Annotated in this window: 17 protein-coding genes; 5 read left to right on the forward strand and 12 right to left on the reverse strand. The window is 70.7% G+C overall.

Annotated features, from left to right (window positions below; genetic code table 11):
• Window positions 1-57: 57 nt before the first annotated feature.
• Genes L0965_RS13850 through sufB form a run of 11 tightly spaced genes read right to left on the reverse strand, consistent with a single transcriptional unit; the run spans window position 58 to window position 10,258 of the window.
• Window positions 58-1,083, reverse strand: coding sequence for an ABC transporter substrate-binding protein (locus L0965_RS13850; protein ID WP_101306445.1), 1,026 nt, complete (start codon window positions 1,081-1,083; stop codon window positions 58-60).
• A 13-nt stretch (window positions 1,084-1,096) separates the two neighbouring features.
• Complete coding sequence (locus tag L0965_RS13855; RefSeq protein ID WP_101306446.1) at window positions 1,097-1,942, reverse strand: ABC transporter ATP-binding protein; 846 nt, start codon at window positions 1,940-1,942, stop codon at window positions 1,097-1,099.
• A complete protein-coding gene (locus L0965_RS13860; protein WP_101306447.1) occupies window positions 1,939-2,955 on the reverse strand; it encodes an iron chelate uptake ABC transporter family permease subunit in 1,017 nt (338 codons plus the stop codon). Before L0965_RS13860 ends, L0965_RS13855 begins: the two co-directional genes overlap by 4 nt.
• Entirely contained in the window at window positions 2,952-3,965 is a 1,014-nt protein-coding gene (locus L0965_RS13865) for an iron ABC transporter permease (RefSeq protein WP_060958687.1), read from the reverse strand. Before L0965_RS13865 ends, L0965_RS13860 begins: the two co-directional genes overlap by 4 nt.
• Window positions 3,962-4,903, reverse strand: coding sequence for a siderophore-interacting protein (locus tag L0965_RS16780; protein WP_101306448.1), 942 nt, complete (start codon window positions 4,901-4,903; stop codon window positions 3,962-3,964). The genes L0965_RS13865 and L0965_RS16780 overlap by 4 nt, the downstream gene beginning before the upstream one ends.
• A 46-nt stretch (window positions 4,904-4,949) precedes the next feature.
• Window positions 4,950-6,110, reverse strand: coding sequence for a MalY/PatB family protein (locus tag L0965_RS13875; RefSeq protein WP_101306449.1), 1,161 nt, complete (start codon window positions 6,108-6,110; stop codon window positions 4,950-4,952).
• A gap of 58 nt (window positions 6,111-6,168) precedes the next feature.
• The gene (locus L0965_RS13880; RefSeq protein WP_060958690.1) at window positions 6,169-6,498 is read right to left on the reverse strand and encodes a metal-sulfur cluster assembly factor; all 330 of its coding nucleotides are present in this window, start codon (window positions 6,496-6,498) and stop codon (window positions 6,169-6,171) included.
• Between the two features lie 10 nt (window positions 6,499-6,508).
• The gene (gene sufC / locus L0965_RS13885; RefSeq protein ID WP_101306450.1) at window positions 6,509-7,279 is read right to left on the reverse strand and encodes a Fe-S cluster assembly ATPase SufC; all 771 of its coding nucleotides are present in this window, start codon (window positions 7,277-7,279) and stop codon (window positions 6,509-6,511) included.
• Window positions 7,280-7,293: 14 nt separating this feature from the next.
• The gene (locus tag L0965_RS13890; protein WP_060958692.1) at window positions 7,294-7,623 is read right to left on the reverse strand and encodes a non-heme iron oxygenase ferredoxin subunit; all 330 of its coding nucleotides are present in this window, start codon (window positions 7,621-7,623) and stop codon (window positions 7,294-7,296) included.
• Window positions 7,620-8,840, reverse strand: a complete 1,221-nt coding sequence (gene sufD, locus L0965_RS13895) for a Fe-S cluster assembly protein SufD (RefSeq protein ID WP_101306451.1) — start codon at window positions 8,838-8,840, stop codon at window positions 7,620-7,622. The genes L0965_RS13890 and sufD overlap by 4 nt, the downstream gene beginning before the upstream one ends.
• Window positions 8,840-10,258: a Fe-S cluster assembly protein SufB gene (gene sufB, locus L0965_RS13900; RefSeq protein WP_060958694.1), complete on the reverse strand. Its 1,419-nt coding sequence runs from the start codon at window positions 10,256-10,258 to the stop codon at window positions 8,840-8,842. The genes sufD and sufB overlap by 1 nt, the downstream gene beginning before the upstream one ends.
• A gap of 291 nt (window positions 10,259-10,549) precedes the next feature.
• Between sufB and L0965_RS13905 the strand changes: the two genes are divergently transcribed.
• Window positions 10,550-11,545, forward strand: coding sequence for a heme A synthase (locus L0965_RS13905; protein ID WP_060958857.1), 996 nt, complete (start codon window positions 10,550-10,552; stop codon window positions 11,543-11,545).
• An 84-nt stretch (window positions 11,546-11,629) separates the two neighbouring features.
• Window positions 11,630-12,025: a dinucleotide-utilizing enzyme gene (locus tag L0965_RS13910; protein WP_101306452.1), complete on the forward strand. Its 396-nt coding sequence runs from the start codon at window positions 11,630-11,632 to the stop codon at window positions 12,023-12,025.
• A gap of 103 nt (window positions 12,026-12,128) precedes the next feature.
• Here the strand turns inward: L0965_RS13910 and L0965_RS13915 are convergent, their stop codons facing one another.
• Window positions 12,129-13,055, reverse strand: a complete 927-nt coding sequence (locus tag L0965_RS13915) for a heme o synthase (RefSeq protein WP_060958696.1) — start codon at window positions 13,053-13,055, stop codon at window positions 12,129-12,131.
• Window positions 13,056-13,316: 261 nt separating this feature from the next.
• Here L0965_RS13915 and tkt point away from each other — a divergent pair, with 261 nt between their 5' ends.
• From tkt to L0965_RS13930, 3 genes are read left to right on the forward strand one after another with little or no spacing between them, the layout of a single operon-like run.
• Window positions 13,317-15,395, forward strand: a complete 2,079-nt coding sequence (tkt, locus tag L0965_RS13920) for a transketolase (RefSeq protein ID WP_101306453.1) — start codon at window positions 13,317-13,319, stop codon at window positions 15,393-15,395.
• Window positions 15,392-16,522 (forward strand): transaldolase, encoded by a 1,131-nt coding sequence (tal, locus tag L0965_RS13925; protein WP_101306454.1) that lies wholly within the window; start codon window positions 15,392-15,394, stop codon window positions 16,520-16,522. Before tkt ends, tal begins: the two co-directional genes overlap by 4 nt.
• Complete coding sequence (locus L0965_RS13930; protein WP_101306455.1) at window positions 16,519-18,138, forward strand: hypothetical protein; 1,620 nt, start codon at window positions 16,519-16,521, stop codon at window positions 18,136-18,138. Before tal ends, L0965_RS13930 begins: the two co-directional genes overlap by 4 nt.
• Window positions 18,139-18,145: the final 7 nt, after the last annotated feature.

Raw genomic sequence — 18,145 nt, forward strand, 5'->3', positions numbered from 1 at the left:
AACGAAGAAGGCCCCGACCATGCCGGTCGGGGCCTTCCTCTGTTTCAGGCGACGAGCTCAGCCCTTGGCCGTGGCGACGGCCGCGGCGAGTTTCTCGGTCAGCGTCGGCAGCGCCCAGGGCAGGGTCAGCGCGGTCGGCGACACGGCCGCCACGTTCTCCGCGCCCACCATCGCCGCGACGGCGCCCTTCTGCACCGCCGGAATGAGCGACGCCCGCGACGAGCCGAGGAACTCGTCGAGAGTGGCCTGGTCCTCGGCCTGGGTGAACAGCACCTGGGAGTCGATCTTGTCGAGGTTCTCCTGGCTCACGGTCGTGTAGAACGTGCCCTCGCCCGTGTCGAGAGCCGACACGCTGGGCGGCGAGACGAAGCCCAGGTCCTCGAGGATCTCCACCCGCGGATCGGAGGGCAGATAGAGGTAGAACGTGTCGACGTCGTCGTCCACGTAGGCGATGGTCGTGCCCGCGAACTCGGGGTGGGCCGCCGCGGCATCCGCGACCTGGGCATCGAGGCTCGCCAGCAGCGCGCTCGCCTCGGTGCTCATCCCGAGGGCCTTGCCCGTGATCGTGACGACATCGCGCCAGGGGGTGGTCCACGGCGCGTCCGGATAGGCGACGACGGGGATGCCGGCGGCCGTCACGGCGTCGTACTCCTTCTGCGTGAGCCCGGAGTACGGGGCGAGCAGGACGTCGGGGTTCGTCTTCAGGAGCGCCTCGACCGGGATCTCGTTCGCGCTCGCGTCGAGGATCTCGGGCTTGGTGCCGCCGAGCTTGTCGACGGCCTCGGCGATCCACGGCGGCATCTTGTCGTCGCCGCCGGAGTAGGTGTCCGCCGGGATCGCGACCGGCTGGATGCCGAGGGCGAGCACCGCGTCGGTGGCACCCCATCCCCACGTCGCGATGCGTTCCGGCTTCTTCTCGATCGTCGTGGATCCCAGCGCGGAGTCGATGGTGACGGGGAATCCGTCGCTCGCGGCGGCGGAGTCTGTCGGAGCGCTCGCCGTTCCGGCGGCGCAGCCCGACAGCAGGAGCGCTGTCGCGGTGACGATCGTGGCAAGGCCGAGGGCCGTGCGCAGTCTTCTCATGGGGGTTCCTCTCTCAGGGACGTTCTGACGGTGCGGCATCCGCGGCGACGGGTGCGCCGGAGGCCGCGGGGACGGGGATGATGAGCGGGGTGGCGGTGAGCGGGTCGGGCATCACGAGCGCGCGCAGGCCGAAGGCGGTCTGCACGACCTCCGCGGTCAGCACGTCCGCGGGGGTGCCGTGCGCGACCACCGCGCCGTCGTGCATCACGACGAGCTCGTCGGCGTAGCGTGCGGCGAGGTTGAGATCGTGCAGGACGGCCACGACGGTCGTGCCGCGGCTGCGGTTGAGCTCCCGGAGCAGGTCGAGCACGTCGAGCTGGTGGCTGAGGTCGAGGAACGTGGTCGGCTCGTCCAGGAGGAGGATGCGGGGGTCCTGCGCGAGCGCCATCGCGATCCACACACGCTGGCGCTGACCGCCGGAGAGGTCTCCGACCGGTCGCGCCGCGAGGTCGGTCACCCCCGTCCACGCCATCGCCTCGTCGACGCGGGCGGAGTCCTCGGCGCTCCACCGCGCGAGCAGTCCGCGATGCGGGTGGCGTCCGCGACCGACGAGCTCCGACACCGTCACACCGTCCGGAGCGGTCGGATGCTGCGGAAGGAGTCCGACCGTCTGCGCGAACCGGCGACGAGGCACGGAGCGCACGTCGACGTCGTCCACCTCGACCCGACCGGCGAGCGGCGTGTGGAGACGGGCCAGGGTTCCGAGGAGGGTCGACTTGCCCGACGCGTTCGCCCCGATGATCATCGTGATCCGACCGGGAGCGATCTCGAGGTCGAGGCCGTCGATCACGCGCCGACCGGGGTATCCGGCGGCGAGGCCGCGAGCGGCGAGGCGGGGAGAGGCGGATGCCGGGATCACAGCTGCCGTCCTTTCGAGGTGGCGAGGAGCCAGAGGAGGAAGAGGGCGCCGACCGCACCGGTCACGATGCCGACGGGGAGCGACATGCCGGGGATCGCGAACTGCGCGACGAGGTCCGCCGCCAGCAGCAGCACGGCGCCGACCACACCGCTGGTGACCACGCCGACCGCGCCGTGACGCAACAGGGCGCGCGCGATCGCCGGGGCGCACAGCGCGATGAACGAGATCGGACCGACGAAGGCGGAGGTCGCGGCCGTCAGCAGCACCGCTGCAGCCACCACGACAATGCGGACGGCCCCGCTGGGGACGCCGAGGCCGTTCGCGGTCTCGTGTCCGAGCTGCGTGATCGGAAGCCACCGGCCCGCGACCACGAGCGCGGGGACGAGCAGGATCAGGATGGCGCCCACCGTCGCCACCTGCCACCAGGGCGTGGAGGCCAGGCTGCCGGTCAGCCACAGCAGGGCGAGCCGCGCCTCCTCGACCTTCGCGCGCACCATCATCAGGTTGATGAGGGCGGCCGAGAGGAACGAGATGCCGATACCGGCCAGGATCAGGCGGAATCCTCCGTCGCGGAGGGTGCGTCCCGCGACGAGGAGGAGCGCGGCGACCGCGATCCCGCCCGCGAACGCGAACGCGACCAGCACGGGACCGGTGGTGCCGAAGACGAGGATCGCGGTGACCGCGGCCACGCCGCTGCCGCCGGAGATGCCGAGCAGGTCAGGGCTGGCGAGCGGATTGCCGAGGTAGGTCTGCAGGAGGGCCCCCGCGACCCCGAGCGCCGCGCCGGCGACGACCGCCATGGCGGCGCGCGGCGCGCGCACCTGGAACACGACGTACTGCTCGATGCGCGTTCCGGAGCCGGTCAGCGTCTGCCACAGCCGGTCGGGGGCCAGCGGGTAGTCGCCCACCGACAGGGCGACGGCGATGACGACGACCGCGACGAGCGCGAGGACACCGACGACCCGCATCCGCCGTCGGGCGACGGTGCGGCGCACGGCGAGCGACGCGCTCACAGGGCGCTCCGGCGGGGCTGGAGGACGAGTGCGATGAGCAGCGGAGCGCCGATGACGGCCACCACGATGCCGGCTTGCACCTCGCCCGGCAGCGCGACGACGCGTCCGACGATGTCGGCCAGGAGCAGGATGGCCGCGCCGTACGGGATCGCGAGGGCGAGCAGGCGGCCGTAGCTGCCGCCGACGAGCGGGCGCAGCGCATGCGGGACGAGCAGCCCGAGGAACACGATCGGACCGGCGATGGCGGTCGCTCCCCCGCACAGCAGCACGGTCGCCAGGATGCCGAGGGCACGGCTGCGGGTGACGTCGTGTCCGAGGCCCGCCGCCGCTTCCGGGCCGAGAGCGATGAGGTCGAGGCCGCGCGCCGCAGCGAGGGCGAGGACGGCCCCGACCAGGATCGCCGGGAGGACCAGGAGCACGGCGTCGAGCCCGCGGGCGGTCAGACCACCCACCGACCAGTAGCGGTAGACGTCGAGCGCGTAGACGTTCGTGTTGAGGATGAGGAAGGTCACGGCGGTGAGTCCGGCCGTGACGGCGGCGCCGGTCAGCGCGAGCCTCGCCGGGCTCGACGCATCCGGCCCGCGGCCGCCGATCGCGGTGACCACCAGGGCGGCCAGAGCGGCCCCGACGAACGCGAACCAGACGAACCCGTCCGGACGCGACAGCCCGAACAGCGTGATCGCACCGAGGACCGCGACCGAGGCCCCGGCGTTGATGCCGAGCAGACCGGGGTCGGCGAAGGGGTTGCGGGTGAGCCCCTGCATCACGGTGCCCGCGAGCGCCAGCGCGGCGCCGGCGCAGACGCCGATGATCGTGCGCGGGACCCGCTGCGTGAGGACCACGACCTGATCGGCGTCGGCGGTGCCTCCCCCGACGAGGGCCTGCCACACCGCGGCAGGCGCGATCGGACGGGCGCCCACCGTCAATGAGAGGATCACGAGCACGGCCAGCAGGGCGGCACCGATCACCGCGACGACGAGGGTGCGTCGCGGTCGTCGCGGCGCGGTCATTCGACGCGCTCGGCCTGGCCGAGGCGCCAGTAGCCCATGAAGGCGACCCGCTTGCGGTCGACGCCGCAGCCGGAGACGAGCAGCCGGCGCAGCGTCTTGACCGTGCCCGCCTCGCCCGCGATCCAGGAGTAGAACTCGCCGTCGCCGTCTTCCGGGCTGTCCCAGAGCAGATCGCGATCCACATCGATGTCGTCGAGCACCTGCGGCCGCGGCGAGGCGGCGCGCGCCAGCACGTCGCCGTGCGCGGCGGTCCAGGTCGTGATCGCATCGATGAGCGCGAGACCGTGGGCGCGGTCGCCGCGGGCGATCCAGCTCAGCCGCGTCGCTGAGGTCGCCGGCAGCGCGGGGCGCAGGGCGTCCTCCGCCGTGGGCACCTCGATGAACGCGTCGACCTCGCAGCGCGGGTCGAGCGACTCCAGGATGCCGCAGATGGCCGGCGCCGCGGTCTCGTCGCCGGCGAGAAGGAGCCGGCGCGCCGATCCGGGGTGCCAGTCGATGCCGACCCGTGACTGGGGACTGCGCTCGTCCGGACCGACGATGATCAGCTCGTCGCCGATGCGAGCACCGTCCGCCCAGGCCCCGGCCGGGCCGGCATCGTGGTGGATGACGAAGTCGACGTCCAGCTCCCGCGCCGCGGCATCCACACGGCGCACGGTGTAGGTACGGAACGGATTGCGCTGATCGGCGGGCAGCGCGCGCCACCGGTCGTACCAGTCCCCCGCCTCCTCGTCCTGGCCCAGGTCGGCGAAGCCACCCGGGATGCCGGGGAGCGGCAGCACGATCTTGATGCGCTGGTCGAGTCCGGCGGTGCCGAACCATTCGAGCTGCGGACTCGTGAATGTCACGCGCACGTAGTGCGGGGCGAGTCTGCGGACGGCCTGCACGCGGACGGAATACGGGCGGTACGCAGGGCGAACGGCGGTCGGGGCGGCAGACACCCTCTAAGGGTAGCCTTACCTTCCGGCGTTGTCACACCGGCCCGGGTCAGCGCGTCGTCAGGGCACCGATCCGCTCGACGGCGGCGGTGAGCACCTCGGGCGCGCAGCCGAAGTTGATGCGCACCCACCCGTCCCCCTGGCGCCCGAACTGCGGGCCGTGATGGAGCGCGACTCGCGCCTCCGCCAAGATGCGCGCCGCGGGATCCTCGCCCCACCCGTAGGCGCCGAGATCGACCCACGCGAGGTATCCCGCCTCCGGCACCCGGTAGCGCGCGGCCGGCAGCTGCTGGGCCAGCAGGTCGGCGAGAAGGCGGCGGTTGAGGTCCAGCCGCGTGCGCAGGCCGTCCAGCCAGCCGTCGGATGCCGCGTCGAACGCGGCGATGCTCGCGATCGCGCCGAACAGGCCCGTGCGCCACTCGACCTCGGCGGGCAGGCCGGCGACCACGGCCGCGGTCCGCGCGTCCGCCGTGATCATCAGCGCGCACTTGAGGCCGGCGAGGTTGAACGCCTTGGACGAGCTCGTGACCGTGTAGCCGACCGCCGCCGCCGTCTCCGACGCGGCGAGGAACGGCGTGTAGGGCACCTCGTCGTAGGTCAGCGGCGCGTGGATCTCGTCGCTGATCACCACGGCGTCGTGACGGGCGACGACCTCCGCGAGCGCCGCGAGGTCGGCGGCGCGGTGAACGGTCCCCGTCGGATTGTGCGGGTTGCACAGCAGCACGGCGCGGGCACCGGCGGCGAGGGCCGCCTCGATCCCGTCGAGGTCGAGCTCCCACCCGGCCCCCGTGTCGGTCAGCGGCACCGCCTCGACGCGGCATCCCGCCTCTTCGACGCACATCGCGAACGGCGGGTAGACCGGCGGCGTGATCACCACCGCATCGCCCGGAGACGTGACGGCGCGGATGATCTCGACCACGCCCATCATGACGTCGCCGGTGGAGCGCACGCGGGCGGGGTCCACGTCCCAGCCGAACCGCCGCCGCGCGAACGCCGCGAACGCATCCCGCAGACCGAGGTCGGGCGGCGTGTACCCGGTGTCGCCGAGTTCCACGGCCGTCGCCAGGGCCCGCGTGATCGGGGCGGCGAGCGGGAAGTCCGTCTCCGCGACGAAGAGCGGCAGCACATCGGCGCCGAAGGTGCGCCATTTCGTGCTGGACCGGCGTCGCAACGTCTCCAACGGCAGGGCCTCGAGGGGAAGGGTGCTCACCCGTCGAGCCTATCGAGGCGCGGCGCCGCGGCCGGTGCCCGACGTCACGACATGACGCTCAGATCGCGAAGCCGAGGGCCCGCATCATGTCGCGGCCGTCGTCCGTGATCCGCTCGGGGCCCCACGGCGGCATCCACACCCAGTTGATGCGGAACCGTTCGACGACCTCGTCCAGGGCCTGCGCGGTCTGCTCCTCGAGCACGTCGGTGAGCGGACAGCCGGCCGAGGTCAGCGTCATGTGGATGACGAGCGCGTCGTTCTCCTCGTCCCAGCTGAGGTCGTAGATGAGTCCGAGGTCGACGACGTTGATCCCGAGCTCGGGATCCATCACGTCCTTGAGGGCCTCGGTGACCTCGTCGTACTTCTCGGGGTTGAGCGTCGCGGTCATGCCTTCGATCCTAGGCCTCGACGACGTCGGAGGGCTCGAGGTAGCGGTCGTAGCCCTCGTCCTCGAGACGCTCGGCGAGCTCGGGGCCACCCTCCTCCGCGACGCGGCCCTTGACGAGCACGTGCACGTAGTCCGGCGTGATGTAGCGGAGGATGCGGGTGTAGTGCGTGATCAGCAGAACGCCCAGGTCGGTCGCCTCCTTGGCGCGGTTCACGCCCTCCGAGACGATCTTGAGCGCGTCGACGTCGAGGCCCGAGTCGGTCTCGTCGAGCACCGCGATGGCGGGCTTGAGCAGCTCGAGCTGGAGGATCTCGTGACGCTTCTTCTCGCCGCCCGAGAAGCCCTCGTTGACGTTGCGCGCCGCGAACTTCGGGTCCATGCGGAGGTTCTTCATCGCCGCCTTGACGTCCTTGGTCCACGTGCGGATCGCCGGCGCCTCGCCGTCGATCGCCGTCTTGGCGGTGCGCAGGAAGTTCGTGACGGTGACGCCCGGGATCTCGACCGGGTACTGCATCGCCAGGAAGAGGCCGGCACGCGCGCGCTCGTCGACCGACATCGCGAGGACGTCTTCGCCGTCGAGGGTGATCGTGCCCTGCGTGACGGTGTACTTCGGGTGCCCGGCGATCGTGTACGCCAGCGTCGACTTGCCCGAGCCGTTGGGGCCCATGATCGCGTGGGTCTCGCCGGTGCGGACCGTGAGGTCGACGCCGTTGAGGATCGGGGTCTGGCCCGCGTCGGTCTCGACCGTCACGTGGAGGTCGCGGATCTCGAGAACAGCCATGTCAATTACCTTCTTCAGTTCACTTCTTTGAGGACGGTGGGATCGATGAGGACGTCGTCCCCGTCGATCGTGACCGCATAGACGGGCACCGGCTCGTAGGCCGGGAGGTTCAGGGGCCGGCCGGTGCGCAGGGAAAACGCCGAGCCGTGGGCCCAGCACTCGAGCGTGTCGCCCTCGACGAAGCCGTCCGACAGCGAGATGTCGCCGTGCGTGCAGGTGTCGCCGATGGCGTGCACCTCGCCGTTGGAGTCGAGGACGACCGCCATCGGCACACCGTCGATCTCGACGCGCACGGCCGTGTCCTGCTCGAGGTCGCTCAGGTTCAGCACTTTCTGCGCGGTCACTCGGCCGCTCCCTCGGCGTCCGATGCGAGGGCGAGCTCGTCCTCGATGGCGGCGATCAGCTCGTCCTGCAGGTCGGCGACGTCGATCTTCTGGACGATCTCGGCGAGGAAGCCGAGCACGACCAGACGCCGCGCCTCCTCCTCGGCGATGCCGCGGGCCTGCAGGTAGAACAGCTGCTCGTCGTCGAACCGCCCGGTGGCGCTCGCGTGACCGGCGCCGCGGATGTCGCCCGTCTCGATCTCGAGGTTCGGGATCGAGTCGGCGCGCGCCCCGTCGGTGAGCACGAGGTTGCGGTTCGCCTCGTAGGAGTCGGTGCCCACGGCATCCGGCCCGATGAGCACGTCGCCGATCCAGACGCTGCGCGCGGACTCGCCCTGCAGCGCACCCTTGTACAGCACGTCGCCCACGGTCTGCGGGCCCTTGTGGTGCAGGTAGACCTGGCTCTCGAGGTGCTGGCCCGCGTCGGAGAACGCGAGGCCGTACAGCTTGCCCTCGGCGCCCGCACCCGCGAGCTCGACCGAGGGGTTCACGCGGACCACGCGTCCGCCGAGGCTCACCACGACGTGCGTGAGCGTGGCGTCGCGGTCGACGCGCGCCTGGTGCGACGCGAGATGGATCGCATCGTCGTCCCAGCGCTGCACGGACACGACGGTCAGCGCGGCGCCGTCACGGACGATGATCTCGACGTTCTGGGCCTGCTGGGCGCTGCCCTCGTGACGCAGCACGACGGTGGCGCGCGACTGGGCCTGCGCTTCGATGACGACGTGCGCGTGGGCGACGCCGCCGCGGCCGGTGAGTCGCACGAGCACCGGCTCGTCGAGCTCGACGCCCGCGGGGATGCGGATGAGAGGCGCGTCGGCCTCCTGCGTCCAGGCGATCGCGCTCACGCGATCCTCGGGACGGAACACCTCGCCGCGCGGAGCCTCACCGATCGCGAGACGCGACTGGTGGACGGCGTCGGGCGCGCTCACCTCGACGCCGATGACGTCGTGCGGGGCGGGCTCGTCGCGCAGCAGGTCGCCCAGGAGGGCCACCGGCGTGTGCTTCCAGTTCACCTCGCGTCCCGTCGGCATGCCGAAGTCGGCGGGGTCGAACGAGGTCGGTCGCTCCGACCGGGTCTGCACCGGCACCACCTTGGAGACCAGCGAGGCCGCAGGGTCGATGTGACCCTCCGCCCGGGTGCTCGCATCGGCGGGGGTCTGCGTCACTGTCGTCATCAGCCGACGGATCCTTCCATGCCCATCTCGATGAGCTTGTTCAGCTCGAGGGCGTACTCCATGGGCAGCTCACGCGCGATCGGCTCGATGAACCCGCGCACGATCATCGCCATCGCCTCATCCTCGGGCATGCCGCGGCTCATCAGGTAGAACAGCTGCTCCTCGCTCACCTTCGACACGGTCGCCTCGTGACCGAGCTGGACGTCGTCCACGCGGATGTCGATGGCGGGGTACGTGTCGGAGCGGGAGATCGTGTCGACCAGGAGCGCGTCGCAGCGCACGGTGTTGGCGGAGTGGTGCGCCTCCGGCGACACCCGCACCTCGCCGCGGTAGCCGGCGCGGCCGCCGCCGCGCGCGATCGACTTCGAGACGATCGAAGACTGCGTGTACGGCGCCATGTGGATCATCTTGGCGCCGGCGTCCTGGTGCTGACCGGGGCCCGCGAAGGCGACCGACAGGGTCTCGCCCTTGGCGTGCTCGCCCATGAGGTAGATCGACGGATACTTCATCGTCACCTTGGAGCCGATGTTGCCGTCGATCCACTCCATCGTCGCGCCCTCGTGGGCGATGGCCCGCTTGGTGACGAGGTTGTAGACGTTGTTCGACCAGTTCTGGATCGTGGTGTAGCGCACCCGCGCGTTCTTCTTCACGATGATCTCGACGACCGCCGAGTGCAGCGAGTCGCTCTTGTAGATCGGCGCGGTGCAGCCTTCGATGTAGTGGACGTAGCTGTCCTCGTCGGCGATGATGAGCGTCCGCTCGAACTGGCCCATGTTCTCGGTGTTGATGCGGAAGTACGCCTGCAGCGGGATCTCCACGTGCACGCCCTTCGGCACGTACACGAACGATCCCCCCGACCACACGGCCGTGTTGAGGGCGGCGAACTTGTTGTCGCCGGCGGGGATCACGGTGCCGAAGTACTCCTGGAAGAACTCCGGGTGCTCGCGCAGGGCCGTGTCGGTGTCCATGAAGATGACGCCCTGGGCCTCGAGGTCCTCACGGATCTGGTGGTACACGACCTCGGACTCGTACTGCGCGGCGACGCCGGCGACCAGTCGCTGGCGCTCCGCCTCGGGGATGCCGAGCTTCTCGTACGTCTCACGGATCTCCGCGGGGAGGTCTTCCCAGGACTGCGCCTGCTTCTCGGTGGAGCGCACGAAGTACTTGATGTTGTCGAAGTCGATGTCCGACAGGTCGGCACCCCAGGTGGGCATCGGTTTGCGGCCGAAGAGCTGATACCCCTTCAGACGGGTCTTCAGCATCCACTCCGGCTCGTCCTTGAGGGCCGAGATCCCCCGGACCACGTCCTCGTTGATGCCGCGCTGCGCGACGGCGCCCGCGGCGTCGGTGTCGTGCCAGCCGAACTCGTAGACGCCGAGCCCCTCGAGTTCGGGGCGGTCGATGAGCACATCCGACATGGGTTTGCCTCCTTCGTGCCCGGCGGTGTCATCCGCTCCGGCATTCCTGCGCCTGCGCCTGTCTCACGATCGGAGTGTCGTGGGCGAAGGTCGGATGCCGCTTTCAGGGCCGTTTTCGTGTCGTTTTCTCCGACGTGGTCTGCGTCGGGGCCCGCACCTCGCGCGCCTAGACTGTAGGGGGCGTGACGCGCTTCGCGCGCCGCTGTTCCCACCCCTTCAGTCTACAGGCAACACCCCGACACGGGCGTGGCCGGCGCCCGTTCGGGCACGCATCCGGGAGGCGACCCCACCATGTCCGCACCGCAGACCTCCGCTCCTGACGCCCCGACGACCGCGAGCGGTTCGGGCTCCGGCCGCTCGCTGGCCTCGCGCCTTCCCGCGCGTGTCGGACGCAGCACCCGTGTCCTGGCCTGGCTCGTCCTCGTCAGCAACGTCGTCATCGTCGGCACCGGTGGCCTCGTGCGGCTCACCGGCTCGGGGATGGGATGCGAGACGTGGCCGTACTGCACCCCCGAGTCGCTGGTGCCGACCCAGGAGCTCGGCATCCACGGCCTCATCGAGTTCGGCAACCGCACCCTCACCGGCGTGCTGGTGATCGTGGCCCTCCTCGCCTTCCTCTCCGTCGTGCGCCTGTGGCGCACCCGTCCCGAGCTGCCCCGCCTCACGCTCGCCATCGGCATCGGCATCATCCTGCAGGCCGTCATCGGCGGCATCACCGTGTGGCTGCACCTGCACCCGAGCATCGTGGGCCTGCACTACCTGCTGTCGGCGGCCCTGGTGGCGATCGCGGCCGCGTACGTGGTCCGCGTGTACGCGACACCCGGGCCGCGGGAGCGCGCGGTCGCCCGGGGCTACGCGATCCTCACCCACGTCACCAGCGCGGTCGTGCTGATCACGGTCGTGATCGGCATCCTCTTGACCGGCTCGGGACCGCACGCGGGCGACGACGCGGCCGCCCGCAACGGTCTGGACCCGATCTTCTGGCAGCACGTGCACAGCTGGCCCGCCTACACCCTGTTCGCCCTGACGATCGTGCTCTTCGCCTGGTCCTTCCGGATGCCGGGCGCCCTGCGCCTGCCGCTGTGGACGGGGCTGCTGCTGGGCGTGGAGCTCGTGCAGATCGCGATCGGGCTCTGGCAGGCCCGCACGGGTCTGCCGATCGTGCTGGTCAACATCCACATGGTGCTCGCCGTCTGCCTCGTGGCGGCGATGACGGCCGTGGTGCTGCACCTGAAGGCTCCCCGTGCCATGCTGGCTGACGGCGTGCGGTCCACAGCGACCTCATAGCCCGCGCATCACTCCTCCCCTGGTGGTTCGCAGATAGTCGATCTGTCGCCGCGCGTGCGGTGACGTGACAGAAGGAGCTTTCCCATGCCCAACACCGCCCGTGTGAACCGCAGCATCCCGTTCTGGGTGCTCGTGGGCGGTTCGGTCGTCGCCATCGGCGGCGGCGTGTACCTGCTCGTCGACAAGCTCACGATCATGGCGAACACCCTCACCGACGGCACCGCCACCGGCGTCGAGGTCTACGCCGGTCAGATCTGGGCCGTGCTCGGCGCGATCCTCATCGGCGCCGGACTCATCGGACTCGCGCTGGCCCTCACGCTCGGCACGCTCGGCGCTCTCGTGCGTCGCACCGAGATCGAGCCCGTCGTCGCCGAGGAGATCGAGGTCGTCGAGGTCGTCGATTCCGTCCCCGCGACGGAGACGGTCGCCTCCGCGCCCGCCGAGACCGTCGACGCCGGTACCGACCGCCCCGCGGTCTGATCCGCCCGCACCGCGTCATCGAGAAGGCGCCGGCACCCCACGGGGGCCGGCGCCTTCTCGCGTGTGCTCGCACACGTGCCGGCGCCGCCCGCGCCGTCGGGGATCAGAACGGCAGCAGCGGATCGATCGCGATCGCGACGAACAGCAGCGTGAGATACGTGATCGACGCGTGGAAGACGCGCATCGGACGGATCTGCTCGCCCCGGACGGCGCGGTTGTACAGCACGTGGGACTCGACGATGAACCAGCCGCCGAACACGAGCGCGGACGCCGTGTAGACGAGCCCCATCCCCGCGACGGGGATGAGCAGCAGCGAGGAGGCCACCGTCGCCCAGGCATAGAGGATGACCTGCAGGCCCACCTGGAGGCCGTCGCGGGTCGCGCCCAGCATCGGCACGTCCGCCTCCTGGTAGTCGCCCTTGTACTTCATCGAGAGCGGCCAGTAGTGCGGAGGCGTCCACAGGAACACCAGCAGGAAGAGGATGAAGGGCGTCCAGGTCAGCGAGCCCGTGACGGCCGACCATCCGATGAGCACCGGGAAGCAGCCCGCGATCCCGCCCCAGACGATGTTCTGCTCGGTGCGCCGCTTGAGCAGGATCGTGTAGATGACCACGTAGAAGAAGATGGCGACGGCGCTGAGCGCGGCCGCGAGCGCGTTCGTCGTGACCAGCAGCCACACCGTGGAGGCGACGGCCAGCGTCCAGGCGAAGATCAGCGCTCCGCGCGGAGACACCTCGCCGGTGACGAGCGGCCGGTTCTCGGTGCGTCGCATGTGGGCGTCGATGTCGCGATCCAGGTACATGTTGAAGGTCGCCGCCGACCCCGCGCTCATCGCGCCGCCGACGACGGTGGCGAGGACGAGCCAGAGGTCCGGCATCCCGCCCTGGGCGAGGATCATGACCGGCACGGTCGTCACGAGCAGCAGCTCGAGCACGCGAGGCTTCGTGAGGGTGACGTAGGCGCGGATCTTCCGACCGACGGCCTGCCGCGCGATGGGGTCGCTCACGGCGGACACGCTCGACTGCACCATGCCCCGGATCCCCTTTCTCGGTAGAACCCAGTCTAGGTCACGCTCTCCCCGCCCTTGCATCCATTCCACTGGACATGATTCACTATGTTGAACAATGAGGTCAGGTCGGGATTGTCACGGATGACATACGGGGCTTCGGGCCCATGCCTCTTCGCTAAGCTGAAATCACAGGCGTCGCCGAGCGCCGGCAGGGTGCGACCGACGTCGCCGAGGCCGGTTCGAGTGTCGGACGCACTCCCCCTCTTTTCGAAAGGGCACCACGTGTCGGAACTGGCTTGGGATGAGATCGATCGGCGCGCGGTGGACACCGCTCGCGTGCTGGCCGCGGATGCGGTCGAGAAGGTGGGCAACGGCCACCCCGGCACGGCGATGAGCCTTGCGCCGGCCGCGTACCTGCTCTATCAGCGCGTCCTGCGCCACGATCCCTCCGACACCCACTGGCTGGGCAGGGACCGCTTCATCCTCTCCGCCGGTCACTCCTCGCTCACGCAGTACGTGCAGCTCTACCTCGGCGGCTTCGGCCTCGAGCTCTCCGACCTCGAGGCGCTGCGCACGTGGGGATCGCTGACCCCGGGCCACCCCGAGTACGGACACACGAAGGGCGTGGAGATCACGACCGGCCCGCTCGGCCAGGGCCTGTCCTCCGCCGTCGGCTTCGCCTACGCGGCCCGCTACGAGCGCGGCCTGTTCGACCCCGAGGCCGCAGCGGGCACGAGCCCCTTCGACCACTTCGTGTACGTGATCGCCGGCGACGGCGACCTGCAGGAGGGCGTGACCAGCGAGGCCTCGAGCCTCGCCGGCCACCAGAACCTCGGCAACCTGATCGCGATCTACGACTCCAACCAGATCTCGATCGAGGACGACACCAACGTCGCCTTCACCGAGGACGTCGCGGCCCGCTACGAGGCCTACGGCTGGCACGTGCAGACCGTCGACTGGAAGAAGACCGGTGAGTACGTCGAGGACGTCGCCGAGCTGTACGCCGCCATCGAGGCGGCCAAGGGCGAGACCGACAAGCCGTCGCTCGTCATCCTGAAGACCATCATCGGCTGGCCGTCGCCCGGCAAGCAGAACACGGGCAAGATCCACGGCTCCGCCCTCGGCGCCGACGAGCTCGCCGCGACGAAGAAGGTGCTGGGCTTCGACCCCGAGAAGTCCTTCGTCGTCGCCGACGACGTCATCGCGCACACCCGCGCCCTGCGCGACCGCGCCGCCGAGGCGCGCGCCGCCTGGCAGGCCGACTTCGACGCCTGGGCCGCCGCCAACCCCGAGCGCAAGGCGCTGCTGGACCGCCTCGAGGCGGGCGAGCTGCCCGCCGACCTCTCGGTGCCGAGCTTCGAATCGGGCAAGGAGGTGTCCACCCGCGCGGCGTCGGGTCAGGTCATCAACGCCCTCGCGGCGCAGCTGCCCGAGCTGTGGGGCGGTTCCGCCGACCTCGCGGAGTCGAACCTCACGACCATCAAGGACGCGAAGTCGTTCATCCCCGCCGAGTGGTCCACGCACGAGTGGTCGGGCGACCCCTACGGCCGCGTGCTGCACTTCGGCATCCGCGAGCACGCGATGGGCGCAATCGTCAACGGCATCAAGCTGCACGGACCCACGCGTCCCTTCGGCGGCACGTTCCTGATCTTCAGCGACTACATGCGCCCCCCGGTGCGCCTGGCCGCGCTGATGGACCTCCCGTCGATCTTCGTCTGGACCCACGACTCCGTCGCCCTCGGCGAGGACGGCCCGACGCACCAGCCGATCGAGCAGCTGTCGACGCTGCGCCTCATCCCGAACTTCACGGTGGTGCGCCCCGCCGACGCCAATGAGACGTCCGCGGCCTGGCACGAGATCGTGCGCCGCACCAGCGGCGGTCCGGTGGGCATCGCCCTGACGCGACAGAACATCCCGGTGTTCCCGCGCGGCGAGGCGGGCTTCGCCACGACCGACGGCGTCGCCAAGGGCGCCTACGTGCTGATCGACGCCGAGGGCGGCGAGCCCGACGTGATCCTCATCGCGACCGGTTCCGAGGTGCAGCTGGCCGTCGCGGCGCGCGAGACGCTCGCCGCCGACGGCATCCGCGCCCGCGTCGTCTCGGCTCCGTCGCTGGAGTGGTTCGCCGAGCAGGATGCCGCCTACCGCGAGTCCGTGCTGCCGAGCGCCGTGAAGGCGCGCGTCTCCGTCGAGGCCGGATCCACGCCGCTGTGGCGCAGCATCGTCGGCGACACCGGCCGCACGGTCGGCATCGACCACTTCGGCGCCTCCGCCGACTACAAGACCCTGTTCGAGAAGTTCGGCATCACCGCCGACGCGGTCGTGGAAGCGGCCCGCGCAACCGTCAAGGAGAACGCATGAGCACCCCGACCCCGACCCAGCAGCTCGTCGACGCCGGCGTCAGCATCTGGCTCGACGACCTCTCCCGCGCGCGCATCGACTCGGGCAACCTCGCCCAGCTGATCGACACGCGCAACGTCTCCGGCGTGACGACGAACCCCTCGATCTTCCAGGCGGCCATCGGCAACCAGGACGACGACTCGTACGACGCCCCGCTGGCCGCGCTCGCTTCCTCGGGCGCCGACGTGGACACCGCGATCTTCGAGCTGACCACGACCGACGTCCGCGACGCGGCCGACATCTTCCGCGGTGTCTACGACGCCACGGGCGGCGTCGACGGGCGCGTGTCGATCGAGGTCTCCCCCGATCTCGCCCACGACACCGACGGCACGATCGCCGAGGCCAAGAAGCTCTGGGCCAAGGTCGATCGGCCCAACGCGCTCATCAAGATCCCCGCGACGAAGGCGGGCCTGCCCGCCATCACCGCGGTGATCGCCGAGGGCATCTCCGTCAACGTGACGCTGATCTTCTCGCTCGAACGGTACGAAGAGGTCATCGACGCCTACCTGGCCGGCCTGGAGCAGGCCGCGGCGAACGGTCACGACCTGTCCGGCATCCACTCGGTCGCCTCCTTCTTCGTGTCCCGCGTGGACACCGAGGTCGACAAGCGTCTGTCGGCGTTCGAGAGCGAAGACGCCGAGGCGCTCAAGAGCCGCGCCGGCCTGGCCAACGCCCGCCTCGCCTACGAGCTGTTCGAGAAGAAGTTCTCTGCTTCGCGCGCGCAGGAGCTGGTCTCCGCCGGCGCCACCGTCCAGCGCCCGCTGTGGGCCTCGACGGGCGTCAAGGACCCGGCGCTGCCCGACACGCTCTACGTCACGGAGCTCGTGGCCCCGGGCACCGTCAACACGATGCCGGAGAAGACCCTCGAGGCGACCTTCGACCACGGCGTCGTCACGGGCGACACCGTCACGGGCGCCTACGAGGACGCGCATCTCGTCTTCGCGCAGCTGGCCGACCTCGGCGTCGACATCACCGATGTCACCCAGACGCTCGAGGACGAGGGCGTCGCCAAGTTCATCGCCTCGTGGCAGGACCTGAAGAAGACGGTCGCCGAGGCGCTGGCCGAGGCCCCGGAGACCAGCCGGTGAGTTTCGAGATCCACGTCTCGGGACACGTCAAGGACGTCGTCGCGCAGACGCTGCCGGGTCTGGTCGACAGCCTGGTCGCGAGCGGGATCACCGCGGGGGACCCCGATCTCTGGGGTCCGGATGCCGCAGCCGAAGCCGCCGTGCGTCTCGGCTGGGTCGAGGCCGTGAGCGTCTCGCGGCCGCTGCTGCCCGAGATCGCCGCCCTGCGGGAGGACTTCGTCGCCCGCGGGCTCACGCGCATCGTCCTCGCCGGGATGGGCGGATCCTCGCTGGCCCCCGAGGTCATCACGCGGACGGCCGGTGTGCCCCTCGTGATCCTCGATTCGACCGATCCCGCCCAGGTGCTCGCCGCGATCGACGGCGACGCCGAGAGCGGCGGCCTGGAGCAGACCGTGCTGGTCGTGGCCTCCAAGTCGGGTTCCACGATCGAGACCGACTCGGCGCGACGCGCGTTCGAGGCCGCCTGGTCCGATCTCGGGATCGACCCCGCCGAGCGGATCGTCGTCGTGACGGACCCGGGTTCCCCGCTCGAGCAGTCCGCGCGCACATCGGGCTACCGCGTGTTCACGGCCGACCCGAACGTGGGCGGTCGATACTCCGCCCTCACCGCGTTCGGCCTCGTGCCGTCGGGACTGGCCGGCGCCGACATCGCCGAACTGCTCGACGAGGCCGAGGCCACCCTGCTCGAGGTCGCCATCGACGACCCGCGCAACCCGGCGCTCACCCTCGCCGCGGCGATCGCCGGCGGCGATCCGCGCCGCGACAAGATGGGGCTCGTCAGCGACGGCACGCACATCGTGGGGCTGCCCGACTGGATCGAGCAGCTCGTCGCCGAGTCCACCGGCAAGAACGGAACCGGCATCCTGCCGGTCGTCCTGCTGCCGGTGTCGCCCGAGGTCGACCGCACGCCCGCCGATCTGCAGATCGTGCGCCTCGTCGACGACGCGGTGCACTTCCGCCTCATCGAGCAGCACCCCGACGAGGTGCTCGTCAGCGGTTCGCTCGGCGCGCAGTTCGTCGTCTGGGAGTACGCGACCGCGATCGCGGGCCGCATGCTGGGCATCGATCCGTTCGATCAGCCCGATGTCGAGTCGGCGAAGGCGGCCGCGCGCGGTCTGCTCGAGACGCGGCCCGAGATCGGCGCACCCGCGTTCACCGTCGACGGCGTCGAGGTGCGCGTGTCCGACCCCGCCCTCGCCGCCTCCGGCACGCTCGCCGGCGTCCTCGACGCGCTGTGGGCGCGGCTCGGCGCCGACGGCTATGTCGCGATCCAGGCGTACGCGGACCGCACCGCGGTTCCGCAGCTCGCCGGAATCCGCGAGCTCATCGCCGCCGACAGCGGGCGTCCGACGACCTTCGGCTGGGGTCCCCGGTTCCTGCACTCCACGGGTCAGTATCACAAGGGCGGGCCGGCGAACGGCGTGTTCCTGCAGATCATCGGCGCCGGAGAGGTGGATCTGGAAATACCGGGCCGCCCCTTCACGTTCGGTCAGTTGATCGCCGCTCAGGCGGCCGGCGACGCCGACGTGCTCGTCGCGCACGGACGACCGGTGGTCACCCTCACCCTGACCGACCCGCAGGTCGAGGTGCTTTCGCTGTTCGAGGCCGCGCAGTAGCCGCGGC

Origin of the sequence: Microbacterium sp. NFH-22A-Y (assembly GCF_021401375.1) — a bacterium.
GTDB lineage: Bacteria > Actinomycetota > Actinomycetes > Actinomycetales > Microbacteriaceae > Microbacterium > Microbacterium hominis.

Coding starts and splice junctions, on each gene's coding strand:
- L0965_RS13880 (WP_060958690.1), bottom strand. CDS start 6,498: ATGACCGCGACGCTCAACCCCGAGAAGTACGACGAGGTCACCGAGGCC.
- sufD (WP_101306451.1), bottom strand. CDS start 8,840: ATGACGACAGTGACGCAGACCCCCGCCGATGCGAGCACCCGGGCGGAG.
- sufB (WP_060958694.1), bottom strand. CDS start 10,258: ATGTCGGATGTGCTCATCGACCGCCCCGAACTCGAGGGGCTCGGCGTC.
- L0965_RS13905 (WP_060958857.1), top strand. CDS start 10,550: ATGTCCGCACCGCAGACCTCCGCTCCTGACGCCCCGACGACCGCGAGC.
- L0965_RS13910 (WP_101306452.1), top strand. CDS start 11,630: ATGCCCAACACCGCCCGTGTGAACCGCAGCATCCCGTTCTGGGTGCTC.
- L0965_RS13915 (WP_060958696.1), bottom strand. CDS start 13,055: ATGGTGCAGTCGAGCGTGTCCGCCGTGAGCGACCCCATCGCGCGGCAG.
- sufC (WP_101306450.1), bottom strand. CDS start 7,279: ATGGCTGTTCTCGAGATCCGCGACCTCCACGTGACGGTCGAGACCGAC.
- tal (WP_101306454.1), top strand. CDS start 15,392: ATGAGCACCCCGACCCCGACCCAGCAGCTCGTCGACGCCGGCGTCAGC.
- L0965_RS13865 (WP_060958687.1), bottom strand. CDS start 3,965: ATGACCGCGCCGCGACGACCGCGACGCACCCTCGTCGTCGCGGTGATC.
- L0965_RS13850 (WP_101306445.1), bottom strand. CDS start 1,083: ATGAGAAGACTGCGCACGGCCCTCGGCCTTGCCACGATCGTCACCGCG.